Source organism: Streptomyces sp. CA-179760 (genome assembly GCF_050937045.1).
In the GTDB taxonomy this organism is placed as follows: Bacteria; Actinomycetota; Actinomycetes; order Streptomycetales; family Streptomycetaceae; genus Streptomyces.
On record NZ_JBNJLZ010000001.1, the window covers coordinates 2,882,164 to 2,898,353 of the forward strand.

The window sequence follows — 16,190 nt, forward strand, 5'->3', positions numbered from 1 at the left end:
CGAGCCGCCGGGGGTGTCCCGTGCTGCCCGGCTCCCTCACAGGGAGAGGCACCCGCCGATCATGAACGTCCGCCGCAGGGCCGCCGCCGTCCTGGCCGCCGCCACCGTGATCGGCACCGCCACGCCGGCCGCCGCCGCACCGTCACCGACTCCGTCCCAGGCGTTCCCCTCCGCCCTGTACGGGGGCAAGGACCCCAAGTTCGACGGCGTCTGGCGCCAGTCGCTCGCCCTGCTGGCCCAGGACACGGTGGGTGAGAAGCCGGCGGCGAAGTCCGTGGAGTGGCTGGTCCGGCAGCAGTGCGCGGACGGCGGGTTCGCCCCGTACCGTGCCGATCCGGCCGCGGCGTGCGACGCCAAGACCATGGTGGACAGCAACCAGACGGCCGCGGCCGTCCAGGCCCTCGCCGCGCTCGGCGGGCACGACGCCGTCACCGGCAAGGCCGTCGACTGGCTGAAGTCCGTACAGAACGAGGACGGTGGCTGGGGCTACGCGCCCGGCGGCGCCAGCGACACCAACTCGACGTCCGTCGTCATCGGCGCGCTCGCCGCCGCCGGTGAGAAGCCGGACCAGGTCGAGAAGGGCGGAAAGTCGCCCTACGACGCCCTGCTGAAGCTCGCCCTCCCCTGCGGCGGGGACGACGACGGCGCCTTCGCGTTCCAGCCGGACAAGAAGGGCGAGCTGACCGCCAACGCGGACGCCACGGCGGCCGGTGCCCTCGGCGCCCTCGGCAAGGGCATGGTGGTGGAGGCGGGCAAGAAGTCCGACGCCACGTGCACGGATCCCTCCACGCCGCGGCAGGCCGCAGCCAACGGTGCCGCGTACCTCACCCAGACCCTCGCCGAGGACGACAACCACCTCACCTCCGCCCTCGCCGGCTCGGCCCCCCAGCCCGACCACGGCAACACCGCCGACGCGGTCGTGGCGCTCGCCGCGCAGGGCGAGACCGCGCAGGCCGAGAAGTCCCTGGGCTGGCTGGAGAAGAACTCCACGACCTGGGCCGCCCAGAACGGTCCCGCCGCCTACGCCCAGCTGATCTTCGCCGCGCACGCGACGGGCGCGAACCCGCGCGACTTCGGCGGCACGGACCTGGTGAAGCAGCTGAACGCGACGGGCCCGGCCCCGCAGGCCCCCGAACAGCCCTCGGCGACCGACACGAAGAACGACTCGGAGTCGGGCTTCTTCGGCGTCTGGTGGTACGTCGGGGTCTGCCTCGTCGCCGGTATCGGCATCGGCTTCCTCTTCACCGGCCGCAAGAAGAGGCAGCAGTCGTGATCCGCCGTGCCGTTCTCCTCCTCCTGGCCACGCTCCTGCTGAGCGTGGGAGCGGGCGCGGGCGCGGGGGCGGGCGCGGCCCAGGCCGCCGGCTACCGGTACTGGTCGTTCTGGGACCGCGACGGCGACCGCTGGGTCTACGCCACCCAGGGCCCGTCCCTGGCCCGCCCCTCGGACGGCGACGTCCAGGGGTTCCGCTTCGCGGTGAGCGAGGACTCCTCCGAGGCGGCCCGGCCGCGCGGCGCGGCCGACTTCAAGACCGTCTGCGCGAAGACGCCCGCGCAGGACGGCAAGAAGCGCGTGGCGCTCGTCATCGACCCCGGCGCCAAGGCGGACGCCCCCCAGGGCGAGACCCCGCCCCCCGCCCGGACGGTCTGCGCCCGGGTCTCCCCCGACGCGACCACGGCGGAGGCCCTCGCGACGGTCGCCAAGCCCCTGCGCTACGACACCAACGCCCTGTTGTGCGCGATCGCGGGGTATCCGAAGACGGGCTGCGGCGAGCAGGTGGCGAACTCCCGGCAGTCGACACCGGCGGCGAAGAAGAACACGTCCGACGACGACGGCCCGTCCCTGGGCCTGCTGGCGGGCATCGGCGTGGTGGCGGTCCTGGGAGCGGCCGCGATGTGGCAGGTACGTCGGCGTGACCAGGCTTAGCAGCGCGGACCGGCTCAGCGACGCGCCCTCCCACCTCCGGCCCCGGCGCCGGGCCCCTCTGCACCCCGGCGCCTGGTGGCTCTGGTCCCTCTCCCTCGGCACCGCGGCCACCCGCACCACCAACCCCCTGCTCCTCTGCCTCCTCATCTCGGTCTCCGCCTACGTCGTGGCGACCTGCCGCCCCCCGACCCCTTGGTCCCGTTCCTACGGCGCCTTCGTCAAACTCGCCCTCGCCGTCCTGGTCGTCCGGCTGCTCTTCGCGATCGTCCTCGGCTCCCCCATCCCCGGCACGCACACCCTCGTCACGCTCCCCGAGGTGCCCCTCCCGGACTGGGCCCAGGGCATCCGCCTCGGCGGCGAGGTCACGGCCGAGGCCCTCACCTTCGCGTTGTACGACGGCCTGAGACTGGCCACCCTGCTCGTCTGCGTCGGAGCCGCGAACGCCCTCGCCAACCCCTCCCGCCTCCTCAAGTCCCTCCCGGGCGCCCTGTACGAGATGGGTGTCGCGGTCGTCGTCGCCCTCACCTTCGCGCCGAACCTCATCGCCGACGTCCAGCGCCTGCGCGCCGCCCGCCGGCTGCGCGGCCGTCCGGACAAGGGCGTCCGTGGCCTGCTGCAGGTGGGTCTCCCGGTCCTGGAAGGCGCGTTGGAGCGCTCGGTGTCCCTGGCCGCCGCGATGGACGCCCGCGGCTACGGCCGTACCGCCCAGGTCCCGGCCGCGGTCCGCCGTACCACCGCCGCCCTCACCCTCGGCGGTCTGCTCGGCGTCTGCGCCGGAACGTACGGGCTGCTCACCGCCGAAGGCGCCACCTACGGGATGCCCGTCCTGCTCGTCGGTCTCGCCGCCGCCCTCGCGGGTCTCCGGCTCGGCGGCCGGCGGTCGCCGCGCACCCGGTACCGCCCGGACCGCTGGGACGTGCGCGCCGTGCTGGTCGTCGCCTCCGGCGTGGCGGTCGCCGCGCTGCTCGTGCTCGCCGCCGTCCGGGAGCCCGCGGCCCTGCACCCCGGCGTGGTGCCGCTCGTGGCCCCCACACTCCCCGTCTGGCCCGCGGCGGCGATCCTCCTCGGTCTGCTGCCCGCGTTCGTCGCCCCCGAGCACAAGGAACCGTCATGATCCGCTTCGAGGATGTCTCCGTGACGTACGACGGTGCCTCCGGACCCACCGTCCAGGGCGTCGACTTCGAGGTCCCGGAGGGCGAACTCGTCCTCCTCGCCGGCCCGTCCGGCGTCGGCAAGTCCACCGTCCTGGGCGCGGTCAGCGGGCTCGTGCCGCACTTCACCGGCGGCACACTGCGGGGCAGGGTCTCGGTGGCCGGACGCGACACCCGCACGCACAAGCCGCGCGAACTCGCCGATGTCGTCGGCACGGTGGGCCAGGACCCGCTCGCCCACTTCGTCACCGACACCGTCGAGGACGAACTCGCCTACGGCATGGAGTCCCTGGGCCTCGCCCCGGATGTGATGCGCCGCCGCGTCGAGGAGACCCTCGACCTCCTCGGCTTGGCCGACCTGCGCAACCGCCCGATCGCCACCCTCTCCGGCGGCCAGCAGCAGCGCGTCGCGATCGGCTCGGTCCTCACGCCGCACCCCGGCGTCCTCGTCCTGGACGAGCCGACCTCCGCCCTCGACCCCGCCGCCGCCGAAGAGGTCCTCGCGGTCCTCCAGCGCCTCGTCCACGACCTCGGCACCACGGTCTTCATGGCCGAACACCGCCTGGAACGCGTCATCCAGTACGCCGACCAGGTCGCCCTGCTACCGGCCCCGGGCGCGCCCCCGGTCGTCGGGCCCCCGGCCGAGGTGATGGCGGTGTCCCCGGTGTACCCGCCAGTGGTCGCCCTGGGCCGCCTGGCGGGCTGGTCCCCTCTACCCCTGACGGTCCGAGACGCCCGCCGCCGGGCCACAGACCTACGGCACCAGCTCTCCCTCAAGGGGCGCGGGGAACTGCGCGACAAGCCACAAACCACCCGCGCCCGCCAACCCTCCACACCCCCCACCCTCCTGGGCGAAGTCCAAGCCCTCTCAGTAAGCCGCGCCCGAATCCAAGCCCTGACCCACATCGACCTCACCATCACCCCCGGCGAAACCATCGCCCTCATGGGCCGCAACGGCGCAGGCAAATCCACCCTCCTCAACTCCCTCGTCGGCCTCGTCACCCCCACCTCCGGAACCGTCCGGCTCGGCGGAGCCACACCCCACCGCACAGCCCCCAAGGACCTCGTCCGCAAGGTAGGCCTGGTCCCCCAGGAACCCCGCGACCTGCTCTACGCCGACACCGTCGCCGCCGAGTGCGCGGCGGCAGACCAGGACGCGGGAGCAAACCCCGGCACCTGCCGCGCCCTGGTCACCGAGCTGCTCCCGGGCGTCACCGACGACACCCACCCCCGGGACCTCTCGGAGGGCCAGCGCCTCGCCCTCGCCCTGTCCGTCGTACTGACCGCCCGGCCCCCGCTGCTCCTGCTGGACGAGCCCACCCGGGGCCTGGACTACGCGGCGAAGGCCCGCCTGGCCGGTGTCCTGCGCGAGCTGGCGGAGGAGGGGCACGCCATCGTGCTGGCGACGCACGACGTGGAGCTGGCCGCCGAGATCGCCCACCGGGTGGTGCTCCTGGCCGAGGGCGAGGTGATCGCGGACGGCCCGACCGCGGAGGTCGTGGTCTCCTCGCCGTCCTTCGCCCCGCAGGTCACCAAGATCCTGGCCCCGCAGCACTGGCTCACGGTCTCCGAGGTCCGCGCGGCCCTCCAGCCCGGGACCGATTCGTGAGAGCCCAGCGCCAGGCCCGGGCCGTCCGACTCGGCCCCCGCTCCCTCACCGCCCTGATCCTGGTCAGTGCCGTAGGGGTGGCCGCTTTCTGCTGGCCCTTCATCGCCCCGCCCACCTCACAGCTCAGCGCCCACGCGCAGGACGCGCCCTGGCTCTTCGCGGGCCTGCTGGTACTGCTCGTGGCGGTGGTGGCCGCCGCGATCTCCGAGTCCGGCCTCGGCCCGAAGGCGGTGGCGATGCTCGGCGTGCTGGCCGCCACGGGTGCCGCCCTGCGGCCGATCGGCGCCGGTACCGCCGGGATCGAGCCGATGTTCTTCCTGATGGTGCTGAGCGGCCGGGTCCTCGGCCCGGGCTTCGGGTTCGTCCTCGGCTCGGTGACGATGTTCGCGTCCGCGCTGCTCACGGGCGGGGTGGGCCCGTGGCTGCCGTTCCAGATGCTGGCGATGGGCTGGTTCGCGATGGGCGCGGGCCTGCTGCCGGGCCCGGACCGGCTGCGCGGCCGTGGCGAGCTGGTGATGCTCGCCGGTTATGGCTTCCTCGCCGCCTTCGCCTACGGCACGGTGATGAACATGGCGGGCTGGCCCTTCATGAGCGCCCTCGCCTCGAACGTCGCCTTCGACCCGCAGGCGACGGTCCCCGCCAACCTGGCCCGTTTCCTCGCGTACTGCCTGGCCACCTCGCTCGGCTGGGACCTGGGCCGGGCGGTCGTCACGGTCGTCCTGACGCTGACCCTCGGCCCGGCGGTGCTCAGGGCGCTGCGCCGCGCCACGCGCCGGGCGGCGTTCGAGACGCCGGTCACGTTCGACGCGCCCACGGCAGTGAAGCCCCCCACATGACCCACGTCACGTACGAAGCGAGGCCGTAGGGACAGGCCCCGGTCACAGGGTGGAACCTCACCGCCTCATGCGGCCCGGCCTAGTAAGAGGGGCGTTTGCGGGCAGGGGCCGAGCCCTGTTCTCTGGACGACCAGGCGGCGGTCCCCTGATCCCCGGGGCCGCCGCCTTCTCCGTGCCCGGCCCGGTACGTCAGCCCGTGCTCACCCGGAGCTCCTTCACGCCGTTGATCCACGCCGACCGCAGCCGGCGCGGATCGTCGACCAGTTTCATGCCCGGCATGGCGTCGGCGATGGCGTTGAAGATGAGGTCGATCTCCAGCACGGCGAGGGACTTGCCCAGGCAGTAGTGCGGGCCGCCCCCGCCGAAACCGAGGTGCGGGTTGGGATCGCGGGTGATGTCGAAGTCGTCCGGCTCGTCGAAGACCTCGGGGTCGTGGTTGGCGGAGGCGTAGAAGAGGCCTACGCGATCACCCTTGCGGATCCGCTTGCCGCCCAGCTCGGTGTCCTGGGTGGCGGTGCGCTGGAAGGCGGCGACCGGGGTCGCCCAGCGCACGATCTCCTCCGCCGTCGTCGACGGGCGGTCCCTCTTGTACAGCTCCCACTGCTCGGGGTGGGTGAGGAAGGCGTGCATGCCGTGGGTGATGGCGTTGCGGGTGGTCTCGTTGCCCGCGACGGCCAGCATCAGCACGAAGAAGCCGAACTCGTCCGAGTTGAGGTTGCCCTCGTCCTCCGCCGCGACCAGTTGCGTGACGATGTCGTGGGCGGGGCACTGCTTGCGGTCGGCGGCCATGTTCATCGCGTAGGCGATGATCTCCGTGGCCGACTCGGCGCCGACCTCCGCGGTGATGGCGTACTCGGGATCGTCGTACGCGATCATCTTGTTGGACCAGTCGAAGATCTTGTCCCGGTCCTCCTGCGGTACGCCCATCAGCTCCGCGATCGCCTGGAGGGGCAGCTCGCAGGCGACCTGGGTGACGAAGTCGAACGGCCCGGTGTGCGCGCGGGCGTTGGCGACGATCGCGAGGGCCCGGGCCCGCAGCCGCTCCTCCAGGGCGCGGATCGCCCGGGGGTGAACCCGCGCTGCACGATCTGCCGCACCCGAGTGTGCTCCGGCGGGTCCATGTTGAGCAGGATGAACCGCTGGGCGTCGATGGAGTCCCGGTCGATGTGCTCGTTGAAGCGGATGATCGCCGTGTTGAGGTACGACGAGAACAACTCTGGGTGCGTGGAGACGTACTTGACGTCGGCGTGCCGGGTGACGGCCCAGTACCCCTCGTCCTGGAAGCCGGCGACATTGGCCGGCTGCGGTACCCAGCAGACCGGCTCGACCCGGCGAAGCTCGGCGAACTCCGGCAGGGGCACGCGTTGATGCAGCAGGTCCGGGTCGGTGAAGTCGAACCCGTCGGGCAGCGCGGGACAGGGCATGGGCGGCTCCCACCACTCGTACCGACTCTTGTTCTGACGGCCCATCAGCTGTGCGGAGTTGCGGTGACGGTAGTAACGGGTTCTACAACTAGCAAGAGGCATGGACCCCTCAATTGCCCGCACGACCCTTGCGGTCACCGAGCGACCCTCAGCACACTGCTCACAGAACTAGAACGCGTACTAGTTCCGCGTAGCCTCCCGGAGAGGACCCGCACCCATGGCTGCCGAACCCGTGATCGTCGAAGCCGTACGCACCCCGATCGGCAAGCGCGGCGGCGCGCTCGCCCATCTGCACCCCGCCTACCTGCTGGGCGAGACCTACCGCGAACTCCTGGGCCGCACCGGCATTCCCGCCGACTGCGTCGAACAGATCGTCGGCGGCACGGTCACGCACGCCGGCGAGCAGTCCATGAACCCCGCGCGCACGGCCTGGCTCACGATGGGGCTCCCCTACGAGACGGCCGCCACGACCGTCGACGCCCAGTGCGGGTCGTCGCAGCAGGCCTCGCACATGCTGGCCAACATGGTCGCCACCGGCGTGATCGACGTCGGCATCTCGTGCGGGGTCGAGTCGATGTCCCGGGTGCCGCTGGGGTCGGGCTCGAAGCACGGGCCGGGGAAGCCCTTCCCCGACGAGTGGAACGTCGACCTCCCGAACCAGTTCGAGGCCGCCGAGCGCATCGCCCGCCACCGTGGCCTCACCCGCGAGAACGTCGACGCCCTCGGACTCGCCTCCCAGGAACGCGCCGCCCACGCCTGGGCGGAGGAACGCTTCAAACGAGAGACCTTCGCCGTCCAGGTCCCCACGACGGAGGAGGAACAGCACGCCGGGCAGGGCATGTGGCGCCTGGTCGACAAGGACGAGGGCCTGCGCGACACGTCGGCAAAGGCCCTGGCCTCCCTGAAGCCGATCATGCCTACGGCGGTGCACACGGCCGGCAACTCGTCGCAGATCTCCGACGGGGCGGCGGCGATCATGTGGGCGTCGAAGCGGATGGCTCGCGCCCTGAAGCTGCGTCCCCGGGCCCGGATCGTGGCCCAGGCGCTGGTGGGAGCCGACCCGCACTTCCACCTGGACGGACCGATCGATGCGACGAACGCCGTGCTGGGGAAGGCCGGGATGTCCCTGAAGGACATCGACCTGGTCGAGATCAACGAGGCGTTCGCGTCCGTGGTGCTGAGCTGGGCGCGGGTCTTCGAGCAGGACCTGGAGAAGGTGAATGTGAACGGCGGCGCGATCGCGCTCGGGCACCCGGTGGGAGCCACCGGGGCCCGGCTCATCACGACGGCGCTTCATGAACTGGAGCGCACGGACAAGGAGTTCGCGCTGATCACCATGTGCGCGGGGGGCGGTTTGGCCACCGGCACGATCATTCAGCGGCTGTAGTCGCCGTCGTCCAGGTGATGAAGGTGGTGAACGTGGCGGGGTCGAGGGTGAGGATCGGTCCCGCCGGGTTCTTGGAGTCGCGTATTGCGATGGTGGTGGGCGCTTCAGCGACTTCAAGGCACTGACCGCCCTGGTCGCTGCTGTAGGACGACTTACGCCACACGGTCAGCGCACCACATGGAGGAGATCTCGTGCACTCACACATCGCTTCGACGTCACCAGCCTACAAAGGGCTTGATGGCGTCCCTCTCTGGCTGCTGTTCGGAATCGCCATCGTGGCTTTCATAATTTTCGGTGTGACACAGGCCCGTAAGCGCAAGTGACACCCAAAGCCACGCAGGCGGCGGCGCTTGCTCCGCACGCCCGTTGGGTGAGGTGTTCGCTCCTCACGTCACGGACGGGCTCGGAGCGCGGCAGTCCCTTGTGGGCCGGGCCCCTCACGTGCCAGAGCCTGGCCGAAGAGGAGCCAGTCGTTCACCGCGGGCAGGGGCGTCACCTGTCACAGCGGCGAGCGGACCGCCCCGCACCGACGGAACCCCCGGCTTCCTCGCGCACGGTCGCCCCGGGGTGCCGTGCGCAGCCCGTCGGCCGCGGCCCCGTCAGCGCGTACACGAGCCCGAAGCCCGCCCCGACGACAACCACCCCGCCCACCGCGTCCAGCACCCAGTGATTGCCGGTCGCCACGATGGCGCAGAGGGTGAGCAGCGGGTGCAGCAGGCCCAGCGCCCTCATCCACCACCAGCGCGCCAGGACGGCGATCACGATGCCGCACCACAGCGCCCAGCCGACGTGCAGCGACGGCATGGCCGCGTACTGGTTGGTCAGGGCCGTGAGCGTGCCGTAGTCGGGCTGGGAGAAGTCCTGGACACCGTGGACGGTGTCGATGAAGCCGAGCCCCGGCATCAGTCGAGGCGGGGCCAGGGGGTAGAGCCAGAAGCCGGCCAGGGCCAGCAGGGTGGCGAAGCCGAGGGCGGAGCGCGCCCAGCGGTAGTCGGCCGGGCGGCGCCAGTACAGGACGGCCAGGACGGCCAGCGGGACGACGAAGTGCATCGACTCGTAGTAGAAGTCGCAGAAGTCCCGCAGCCCGTCGATCGCGACCACGGCGTGGTTGGCCCAGTGCTCGACGTCGAGGCGCAGGGCGCGTTCCAGGCCGAGGATCTGCCAGGCGTGCTCCTCGGCCTCGGCCCGGCCGGCCGAGACGCTGCCGCCGGTCGCGGCGAGCCGGACCTGGGAGTAGGCGGCGTAGGCGACCCGGAGGAGGAGAAGCTCCAGGAGGAGGTTCGGCCGGGTGAGGACGCGGCGCAGGAAGGGCAGCAGCGGCACGTGCCGGAAGCGGGCCGGGGCGGCGGGCGCGTACACGGCCGGGATCGGCGACCGGTAGTACGGGGAGGCGCGGGACAGGAACGGGACGGCGACGGCGGCGGCCAGGGCGGCGAGCAGGACGAGTTCGGTGCGCAGCGGGTCCAGTGCCGCGATGTCCGGAAGCAGCAGCCTGGTCGGCAGCGTCATGGCCAAGACAACGGCGACGGGCCATACGTACCGGTCACGGGCGCGTCTGCCGGCCCGGCCGACGACCGCGAGCAGCACCCACAGCAGCTGGTGCTGCCAGGCCGTGGGGGCGACGACGATGGCGGCGCAGCCGGTGATCGCGACGGCGAGGAGGAGCTGGCCGTCGGCGACGTACCGCACGGCGCGGCGCAGGGCGAGGACGGCGACGGCCGCGCCGAGGGCCAGGAAGAGCGCGACCTCCAGGGGGCCGTGCAGGCCGAGCCGCAGCAGGGCGCCGTGCAGGGACTGGTTGCCGAGGGCGTCGGCCCGGCCGCCGAGGCCGGCGCCGGCCAGGTGGTGGACCCAGTAGACGGAGGAGTCGTGCGGCATCGCCGCCCAGGCGAGCGCGGTGCAGGCCGCGAAGGTGACGCCGCCGGAGAGCGCGGCGCGTCTGCGGCCGGTGCACCACAGCAGAGGCGTGAAGAGCAGCAGGGTGGGCTGGAGCGCCGCCGCGACCCCGATGAGCAGACCGCTGGTCCGCCGGCCGTGGGCGACGAAGCAGCCGAGCAGGACGAGCAGGACCGGGATGACGCTGGTCTGGCCGAGCCACAGGGTGTTGCGGACCGGCAGGGACAGCATGAGCAGGCCGACGGCCACGGGGGCCGCCAGCAGTGCGGTGCGGCGGCCGACGGGCTGGGGCAGGGCGCGGGCGGCGATCAGGCCGAGGGCGGCGACCAGCAGCAGCGTGCCGAAGGTCCAGCCCCAGCCGAGGGCCTGTTCGGCCGAACGGGTGAGCGGCTTGAGGGCCAGCCCGTTGAAGGGTGTGCCGGTGAAGCGGGTCGAGTCGTAGAGCGAGCCGTTCACATGCAGGACGCCGTTCGGCCCGACCCAGGTCTCCAGGGCCGTCAGCCGCTCCCCGCGCGGGGTGCCGAGGACGACGGCGACCTGTCGTGCGGCGAGGACGGCGACGATCAGCCACAGACCGAGGCAGGCCAGGCGCAGGCGTGCGTGAGGTCTGCCGACGGCTGTCGCTCCGGAGGCTTCCGTCGGTCGTCCGCCGCGCTCCGCATTCGTCACGCTTCGTCGGCCTTCTACCCTGTGTGACCCTTACGCCCCCTTCATCCGGTTGACGATAGTGCGGGAGACGGCCGGCCGCCTCCCGCGAACGCGAGAAGGATCACATCAAGATCACGTGGGAACCGCCCGCGAACGGGCAAGCGTGCCTGCACAGCCGGTGTTTAGATGCACCCCGCAACGAAAGGCATACCGCCCGTGAGCGGGCATTCTCCGCCTATCGTCGCTTTTTCGGCCCGTTCGACAGCGCCGCCGCGCGGACCGCGTTCCTGTCCCCGATGAAACGGAGGCGAGCGAGTCTTGTGACTGCCTCAGTCATTGCTCCCACGTCCGCGCTCAAGAGCCGCAAGGCGAAGGCCCACGACACCACCGTCACCGACCCCGCGCTCGTCAAGCGCGCCGTGAAGGCGGCCGCGCTCGGCAACGCGATGGAATGGTTCGACTTCGGTGTCTACAGCTACATCGCGGTCACCCTGGGCAAGGTCTTCTTCCCGTCGGGCAACCCCACCGCGCAGCTGCTCTCCACCTTCGGCGCCTTCGCCGCGGCCTTCCTGGTCCGCCCTCTCGGCGGCATGGTCTTCGGCCCGCTCGGCGACCGCGTCGGGCGCCAGAAGGTCCTCGCGCTCACCATGATCATGATGGCCGCGGGCACCTTCGCGATCGGCCTGATCCCGTCGTACGCGACGATCGGTGTCGGCGCGCCGATCCTGCTCCTCGTGGCCCGCCTCGTGCAGGGCTTCTCCACCGGCGGCGAGTACGCCGGCGCCTCCACCTTCATCGCCGAGTACGCCCCCGACAAGCGGCGCGGCTTCCTCGGCAGCTGGCTGGAGTTCGGCACGCTGGCCGGTTACATCGGCGGCGCGGGCCTGGTCACCCTGATGACCGCCCTGCTCTCCACCGACGACCTGACCTCGTGGGGCTGGCGCATCCCGTTCCTGATCGCGGGCCCGATGGGCATCGTCGGCCTCTACCTGCGGATGCGCCTGGAGGAGACCCCGGCGTTCGCCGCCGAGGCCGAGAAGGCCGAGCACAACCGGCCCAAGGTTCCGCTGCGCGAGATGATCACCGGCCAGTGGCGCGCGCTGCTGCTCTGCGTCGGCCTGGTGCTGGTCTTCAACGTCACCGACTACATGCTGCTGTCGTACATGCCGAGCTACCTGACCGGTCAGCTCCACTACGACGAGACGCACGGCCTGCTCGTCGTCCTCGGTGTGATGGCGCTGATGATGATCGCCCAGCCGTTCGTCGGCGCGCTGACCGACCGCGTCGGCCGCCGCCCGGTGATCGCCGCCGGCTGCGCGGGCTTCCTGCTGCTCTCCGTCCCGGCCCTGCTGCTGATCCGCCAGGGCAGCCTGCTCGCGGTCGGGCTCGGCATGGGCGCGCTCGGCATGCTGCTGGTGTGCTTCACGGCGTCGATGCCGTCCGCGCTCCCCGCGCTGTTCCCGACTCGGGTCCGCTACGGCTCGCTCTCCATCGGCTTCAACGTCTCCGTGTCCCTGTTCGGCGGCACGACCCCGCTGGTGGTGACGGCCCTGATCGGCGCGACCGGGAACATGATGATGCCCGCGTACTACATGATGGCCGCGGCCGTGATCGGCGGCTTCGCGGTGTGGCGCATGACGGAGTCGGCGGGCCGCCCGCTGCCGGGCTCGGCACCGTCCGTGACGGGCTGAGACACGCCGGGCCACATCTCCCTGGCAGCGGACCGCGGCACCAACTATCTTCGACAGCGCCAGTAGTTAGGGAATCTAACTATGCGTACGAAAGGTAGAGGCGCATGAGCGAGTCGCACGTCTGGGACGAGGTCGACGCCTACTTCACCGCCCACCTCGCACCGGACGACGAAGACCTGGCGGCGGCGCTGCGCGACAGCGACGCCGCCGGCCTTCCGCACATCAACGTCGCGGGCAATCAGGGCAAGCTCCTGCAGCTCCTCGCCCAGATCCAGGGCGCCCGCCACATCCTGGAGATCGGCACGCTCGGCGGCTACAGCACCATCTGGCTGGGCCGTGCCCTGCCCGCCGACGGGCGGCTGGTCTCCCTGGAGTACGACCCCGTGCACGCCGAGGTCGCCGTCCGCAACATCGCCCGCGCGGGCCTCGACCAGCTGGTCGAGGTGCGGGTCGGCCCGGCCCTGGAGTCGCTGCCCAAGCTGGCCGACGAGAACCCGCCCCCGTTCGACCTGGTCTTCATCGACGCCGACAAGGCCAACAACCCGCACTACGTCGAGTGGGCCGTGAAGCTCGCCAGCACGGGCAGCCTGATCGTCCTCGACAACGTCGTCCGCGGCGGCCGCGTGACCGACGACGGCAGCTCGGCGGCGGACGTGGTGGGCACCCGCGCCGCTATCGAACTGATCGGCAGCCATCCGAGGCTGAGCGGGACGGCGATCCAGACGGTCGGCACGAAGGGGTACGACGGGTTCGCGCTGGCGCGGGTGCTGGCGTAGGGCCTTTTCGACGTGGGCCTGGGTGTGTCAGACCTCGTGGTAGAAGCCCACGTTGACGCTGCGCGGGGCGGTGCGGTCCTGGATGATGATCTCGCCGCTGCCGCCCCGGGGAAGCGGGACGGTGCCCCCGTAGGCGATGGGCTGGGCGTACTCCCCGACCGTCAGCCGGACTTCGGAGGACGGGTCGGGCTGGGAGCCGCGCAGCCAGGTCAGCTGCCAGGTCCCCTCGGGGCCGCACAGGAACTCCAGATGGACACGGGAGACGAACAGCCAGTCGTCCGGCGTCGAGAGCCGGCACACCGACTTGTCGCGGCCCACCCGCAGCACGGCACCCGGCTCGCTGGGCGCGTCGGCCATGAGCATGCCGGCCGTGGCACCCTCCTCCGCCGGGGACACGGCGGCCATGGTGAGTTCGAGCACGTGCGCTCCTCCTGAGACGTCCTGGTGGGTCTGACAGGGCCTGTGTGTCAGACAGGTCCTGGGCCCGCCGCATGATAGAACGCCCGACTGCGCGCTGTCCGGCACAATGGCCTCATGACCGAGCGAAAGCCACCCGGCGTCGACTTCGAGTCCTGGGTCGACAGACAGGTCCGCGACGCGGAGACCCGCGGCGAGTTCGAACGGTTGCCGGGGGCGGGCAAGCCGCTGCCGGCCGACGTGGACACCACCTACGACGAACTGTGGTGGATCAAGCGGAAGATGGCCCGCGAGGGCTTCTCCGTCCTGCCGCCGGCACTGGCGCTGCGCAAGGAGGCCGAGGACGCGCTCCTCGCGGCCCTCGCGGCGCCCTCGGAGCGGATCGTGCGGAAGATCATCGACGAGGTCAATGTGAAGATCCGCGAGATGATGTTCAAGCCGCCGCCCGGCCCCCCGCTGGGAAAGAAGCCGTACGACGTCGAGGACGTCGTACGGCAGTGGCGGGAGAGCCGGGCGGACCGGTGAGCGTTTCTCACACGTGCAGGAGCCGCTCCGCCAGCTCGCGGTAGTCCTTCAGGGCCAGCCGGAGCTGCTCGGTGTCGGAGCTCGACACCGGCTTGCCCTCGCCGCTCTCGACGGACTGCCAGGAGTGACGCAGGGTCCGGCGACGCTGCGCCACGGCCTCGGTGAACCGGGCCGCGATCTCCTCCAGCACATGGTCGGCCTCCTCGACGGAGGCCCGGGGCCCGTCGACGAACCCGGCTACGGCGTGCTGCAACTGCAGGCCGAGCTTGTCGGACTCGTCGTGGGGGAAGAGGTGGGCGTGCGTGCCCTCCCGGGAGGTGCCGGGGGTGCTGGTGCCCTTGGGGGCGGTGATTTTGCCGGTGGCGCTCGTGGCGGTGGCGCTCGTGCCGGTCTCGGTTACGCCGGTCTCGGTTGCGCCGGTCTCGGTTGCGCCGGTCGCGCGCTCGGTGCCGGTGCCGCGGCCGGTGCCCAGGGCGCTCTCGCCTCGGGCGTCGGGGGCGGCGGTGTTCTCGCCGGGCGGTCGGGTCACGTCGGACATTTCCTCAACTCTCCTTCGCCTGACGTCGGTTGAGCGCCCACGGCATGTGCCCGTCGCGGGCGGTCGCGGCCTTGCGGCCGCCGTTCTGTCCGGCACGGCGGTGGCCGTCCTCGTGGCGTCGGCCCTCATGACGTCCGCCGTCGTGGCGGCCCGGCCGTACCAGTTCCTCGAACAGGGCGCGGGCCGCCACCATGGCCTCCCGCATGTCTTCCGTACCGGTGCCGCCGTCGCGGGCGTCCGCCTCGCGCAGATGTGCCGCACGGTGCACGCGCCGGTAGCCGTCGACGTGGTGGGCGTGGTGCACGGACAGCGCGGCGAGCTGTTCCTCGTACTGGCCGCCGTCCGGGAAGCCCCGGGCGCCGGCGAGCTCGGCGAGCAGCCGGTCCGCCTCGGCGACCGCCTCCCGAGGCGAGTCGACGAACCGCTCCTGGGCGGCCGTCCAGCGCGCCTCGTACCGCTCGCGCTGCGCCGGCTCCAGCGACCGCTCGCGCAGGTCGCCGTGACGGTGCACCAGCTCGGTGAGTTCGCGCTCGGCGGCCTTGGTGTCGCCGTCGTGGCGGGCGACGGTCCGGTCGTACTCGGGTCCGAAGCGCCGCTTCAGGTTCGGGCCGCGACGAGGCCCGCGGGCTCGCAGGGCCATGGCCGCCGCGATGATGACGACGACCGCCGCGATCACGATCAGAGCAATGATCAGGCCAGTGGACATGGATGCCTTCCGGGTTCTCGGCCGAACCGGCCCTCCTCGCGGACCGGTTCGCCGCACCGGGTAGCCCGGAAACCCGCCCCCAAACGGCACACGGCGGTCACACATATCCGGTTGCGGGCACGGTACGGCACCGGCCGAGAATGCGCTCATGACCTGGACCGTGACCCCGGAACCGTACGACTCCCCCGTCGCCGCCGCTCTGTGGCGGGCGTACTACACCGAGGTCAGCGACCGCTGGTACCTGCTGCACCAGAGCCGCCGCACCGACCCGGAGGAGCTGGAGCGGGAGATCGCCGCCCAGTCCGGTGCCGATCTCGCGCCGCCCGGCGGGCAGTTGCTGGTCGCCCGGTACGGCGGTGAGCCGGCCGGCACCGCGGGCGTACGGCGGTACGACGGCACGACCGCCGAGCTCAAGCGGGTCTTCCTGTGCCCGCCGATGCGCGGCAGGGGCGGCGCCCCGCTCCTGGTCCGTGCCGCCGAGGACGCCGCCCGCGCGCTCGGCGCCGCACGGCTGGTCCTCGACACCCGCGGCGACCTCGTCGAGGCCCGCGCCCTCTACGCCAAGCTCGGCTACACGGAGACCGAGCCGCACAACGACGACCGGTACGCCGAGCACTGGTTCGCCAAGTCCCTCATCTGAACCACCGGCCGTACGACCCC

At 72.0% G+C, this 16,190-nt stretch carries 15 protein-coding genes and 1 pseudogene; 10 read left to right on the plus strand and 6 right to left on the minus strand.

The genetic code is table 11. The features are described from left to right. Positions 1-61 precede the first annotated feature (61 nt). Genes ACQEV8_RS12890 through ACQEV8_RS12910 form a run of 5 tightly spaced genes read left to right on the plus strand, consistent with a single transcriptional unit; the run spans position 62 to position 5,522 of the window. Positions 62-1,273, plus strand: coding sequence for a prenyltransferase/squalene oxidase repeat-containing protein (locus ACQEV8_RS12890; protein WP_432959774.1), 1,212 nt, complete (start codon positions 62-64; stop codon positions 1,271-1,273). Beyond that, complete coding sequence (locus ACQEV8_RS12895; protein ID WP_432959775.1) at positions 1,270-1,926, plus strand: SCO2322 family protein; 657 nt, start codon at positions 1,270-1,272, stop codon at positions 1,924-1,926. Before ACQEV8_RS12890 ends, ACQEV8_RS12895 begins: the two co-directional genes overlap by 4 nt. Further along, positions 1,913-3,040, plus strand: a complete 1,128-nt coding sequence (locus tag ACQEV8_RS12900; protein ID WP_432959776.1) for an energy-coupling factor transporter transmembrane component T — start codon at positions 1,913-1,915, stop codon at positions 3,038-3,040. The genes ACQEV8_RS12895 and ACQEV8_RS12900 overlap by 14 nt, the downstream gene beginning before the upstream one ends. Further along, positions 3,037-4,686 (plus strand): ABC transporter ATP-binding protein, encoded by a 1,650-nt coding sequence (locus tag ACQEV8_RS12905; protein WP_432959777.1) that lies wholly within the window; start codon positions 3,037-3,039, stop codon positions 4,684-4,686. The genes ACQEV8_RS12900 and ACQEV8_RS12905 overlap by 4 nt, the downstream gene beginning before the upstream one ends. After that, positions 4,683-5,522 (plus strand): ECF transporter S component, encoded by an 840-nt coding sequence (locus tag ACQEV8_RS12910; RefSeq protein ID WP_432959778.1) that lies wholly within the window; start codon positions 4,683-4,685, stop codon positions 5,520-5,522. The genes ACQEV8_RS12905 and ACQEV8_RS12910 overlap by 4 nt, the downstream gene beginning before the upstream one ends. A 189-nt stretch (positions 5,523-5,711) precedes the next feature. On the opposite strand, the pseudogene ACQEV8_RS12915 reads toward ACQEV8_RS12910, so the two are convergent. Further along, positions 5,712-6,946 (minus strand): annotated as a pseudogene (locus ACQEV8_RS12915) (cytochrome P450). A gap of 217 nt (positions 6,947-7,163) precedes the next feature. On the opposite strand from ACQEV8_RS12915, the gene ACQEV8_RS12920 reads away from it, so the two are divergent. Then, positions 7,164-8,333, plus strand: a complete 1,170-nt coding sequence (locus tag ACQEV8_RS12920; protein ID WP_432959779.1) for a steroid 3-ketoacyl-CoA thiolase — start codon at positions 7,164-7,166, stop codon at positions 8,331-8,333. Here ACQEV8_RS12920 and ACQEV8_RS12925 read toward each other — a convergent pair. Beyond that, positions 8,317-8,496, minus strand: coding sequence for a DUF397 domain-containing protein (locus tag ACQEV8_RS12925; protein WP_432959780.1), 180 nt, complete (start codon positions 8,494-8,496; stop codon positions 8,317-8,319). The genes ACQEV8_RS12920 and ACQEV8_RS12925 overlap by 17 nt on opposite strands. Before the next feature lie 329 nt (positions 8,497-8,825). Then, entirely contained in the window at positions 8,826-10,898 is a 2,073-nt protein-coding gene (locus ACQEV8_RS12930; protein WP_432959781.1) for a bifunctional glycosyltransferase 87/phosphatase PAP2 family protein, read from the minus strand. 275 nt (positions 10,899-11,173) lie between these two features. Here ACQEV8_RS12930 and proP point away from each other — a divergent pair, with 275 nt between their 5' ends. Both proP and ACQEV8_RS12940 read left to right on the plus strand, forming a co-directional pair. After that, on the plus strand, positions 11,174-12,568 hold the full coding sequence (proP, locus tag ACQEV8_RS12935; protein WP_432959782.1) for a glycine betaine/L-proline transporter ProP: 1,395 nt from the start codon (positions 11,174-11,176) through the stop codon (positions 12,566-12,568). Positions 12,569-12,672: 104 nt separating this feature from the next. Further along, positions 12,673-13,344: an O-methyltransferase gene (locus ACQEV8_RS12940; RefSeq protein WP_432959783.1), complete on the plus strand. Its 672-nt coding sequence runs from the start codon at positions 12,673-12,675 to the stop codon at positions 13,342-13,344. 27 nt (positions 13,345-13,371) lie between these two features. Here ACQEV8_RS12940 and ACQEV8_RS12945 read toward each other — a convergent pair whose 3' ends face one another. Next, the gene (locus ACQEV8_RS12945) at positions 13,372-13,764 is read right to left on the minus strand and encodes a hypothetical protein (protein WP_215121751.1); all 393 of its coding nucleotides are present in this window, start codon (positions 13,762-13,764) and stop codon (positions 13,372-13,374) included. 114 nt (positions 13,765-13,878) lie between these two features. On the opposite strand from ACQEV8_RS12945, the gene ACQEV8_RS12950 reads away from it, so the two are divergent. Then, entirely contained in the window at positions 13,879-14,286 is a 408-nt protein-coding gene (locus ACQEV8_RS12950) for a DUF1992 domain-containing protein (protein ID WP_432959784.1), read from the plus strand. A gap of 7 nt (positions 14,287-14,293) precedes the next feature. Here the strand turns inward: ACQEV8_RS12950 and ACQEV8_RS12955 are convergent, their stop codons facing one another. Further along, positions 14,294-14,824, minus strand: coding sequence for a hypothetical protein (locus tag ACQEV8_RS12955; RefSeq protein WP_432959785.1), 531 nt, complete (start codon positions 14,822-14,824; stop codon positions 14,294-14,296). 4 nt (positions 14,825-14,828) lie between these two features. Next, positions 14,829-15,530 (minus strand): hypothetical protein, encoded by a 702-nt coding sequence (locus ACQEV8_RS12960; RefSeq protein ID WP_432959786.1) that lies wholly within the window; start codon positions 15,528-15,530, stop codon positions 14,829-14,831. A gap of 148 nt (positions 15,531-15,678) precedes the next feature. Between ACQEV8_RS12960 and ACQEV8_RS12965 the strand changes: the two genes are divergently transcribed. Next, positions 15,679-16,170: a GNAT family N-acetyltransferase gene (locus ACQEV8_RS12965; protein ID WP_432959787.1), complete on the plus strand. Its 492-nt coding sequence runs from the start codon at positions 15,679-15,681 to the stop codon at positions 16,168-16,170. Positions 16,171-16,190 lie beyond the last annotated feature (20 nt).

Bases quoted from the DNA above. Each gene is read 5' to 3' on its own strand.
- ACQEV8_RS12955 (WP_432959785.1), bottom strand. From the start codon at position 14,824: ATGTCCGACGTGACCCGACCGCCCGGCGAGAACACCGCCGCCCCCGAC.
- ACQEV8_RS12920 (WP_432959779.1), top strand. From the start codon at position 7,164: ATGGCTGCCGAACCCGTGATCGTCGAAGCCGTACGCACCCCGATCGGC.
- ACQEV8_RS12940 (WP_432959783.1), top strand. From the start codon at position 12,673: ATGAGCGAGTCGCACGTCTGGGACGAGGTCGACGCCTACTTCACCGCC.
- ACQEV8_RS12950 (WP_432959784.1), top strand. From the start codon at position 13,879: ATGACCGAGCGAAAGCCACCCGGCGTCGACTTCGAGTCCTGGGTCGAC.
- proP (WP_432959782.1), top strand. From the start codon at position 11,174: ATGAAACGGAGGCGAGCGAGTCTTGTGACTGCCTCAGTCATTGCTCCC.
- ACQEV8_RS12905 (WP_432959777.1), top strand. From the start codon at position 3,037: ATGATCCGCTTCGAGGATGTCTCCGTGACGTACGACGGTGCCTCCGGA.
- ACQEV8_RS12960 (WP_432959786.1), bottom strand. From the start codon at position 15,530: ATGTCCACTGGCCTGATCATTGCTCTGATCGTGATCGCGGCGGTCGTC.
- ACQEV8_RS12965 (WP_432959787.1), top strand. From the start codon at position 15,679: ATGACCTGGACCGTGACCCCGGAACCGTACGACTCCCCCGTCGCCGCC.
- ACQEV8_RS12890 (WP_432959774.1), top strand. From the start codon at position 62: ATGAACGTCCGCCGCAGGGCCGCCGCCGTCCTGGCCGCCGCCACCGTG.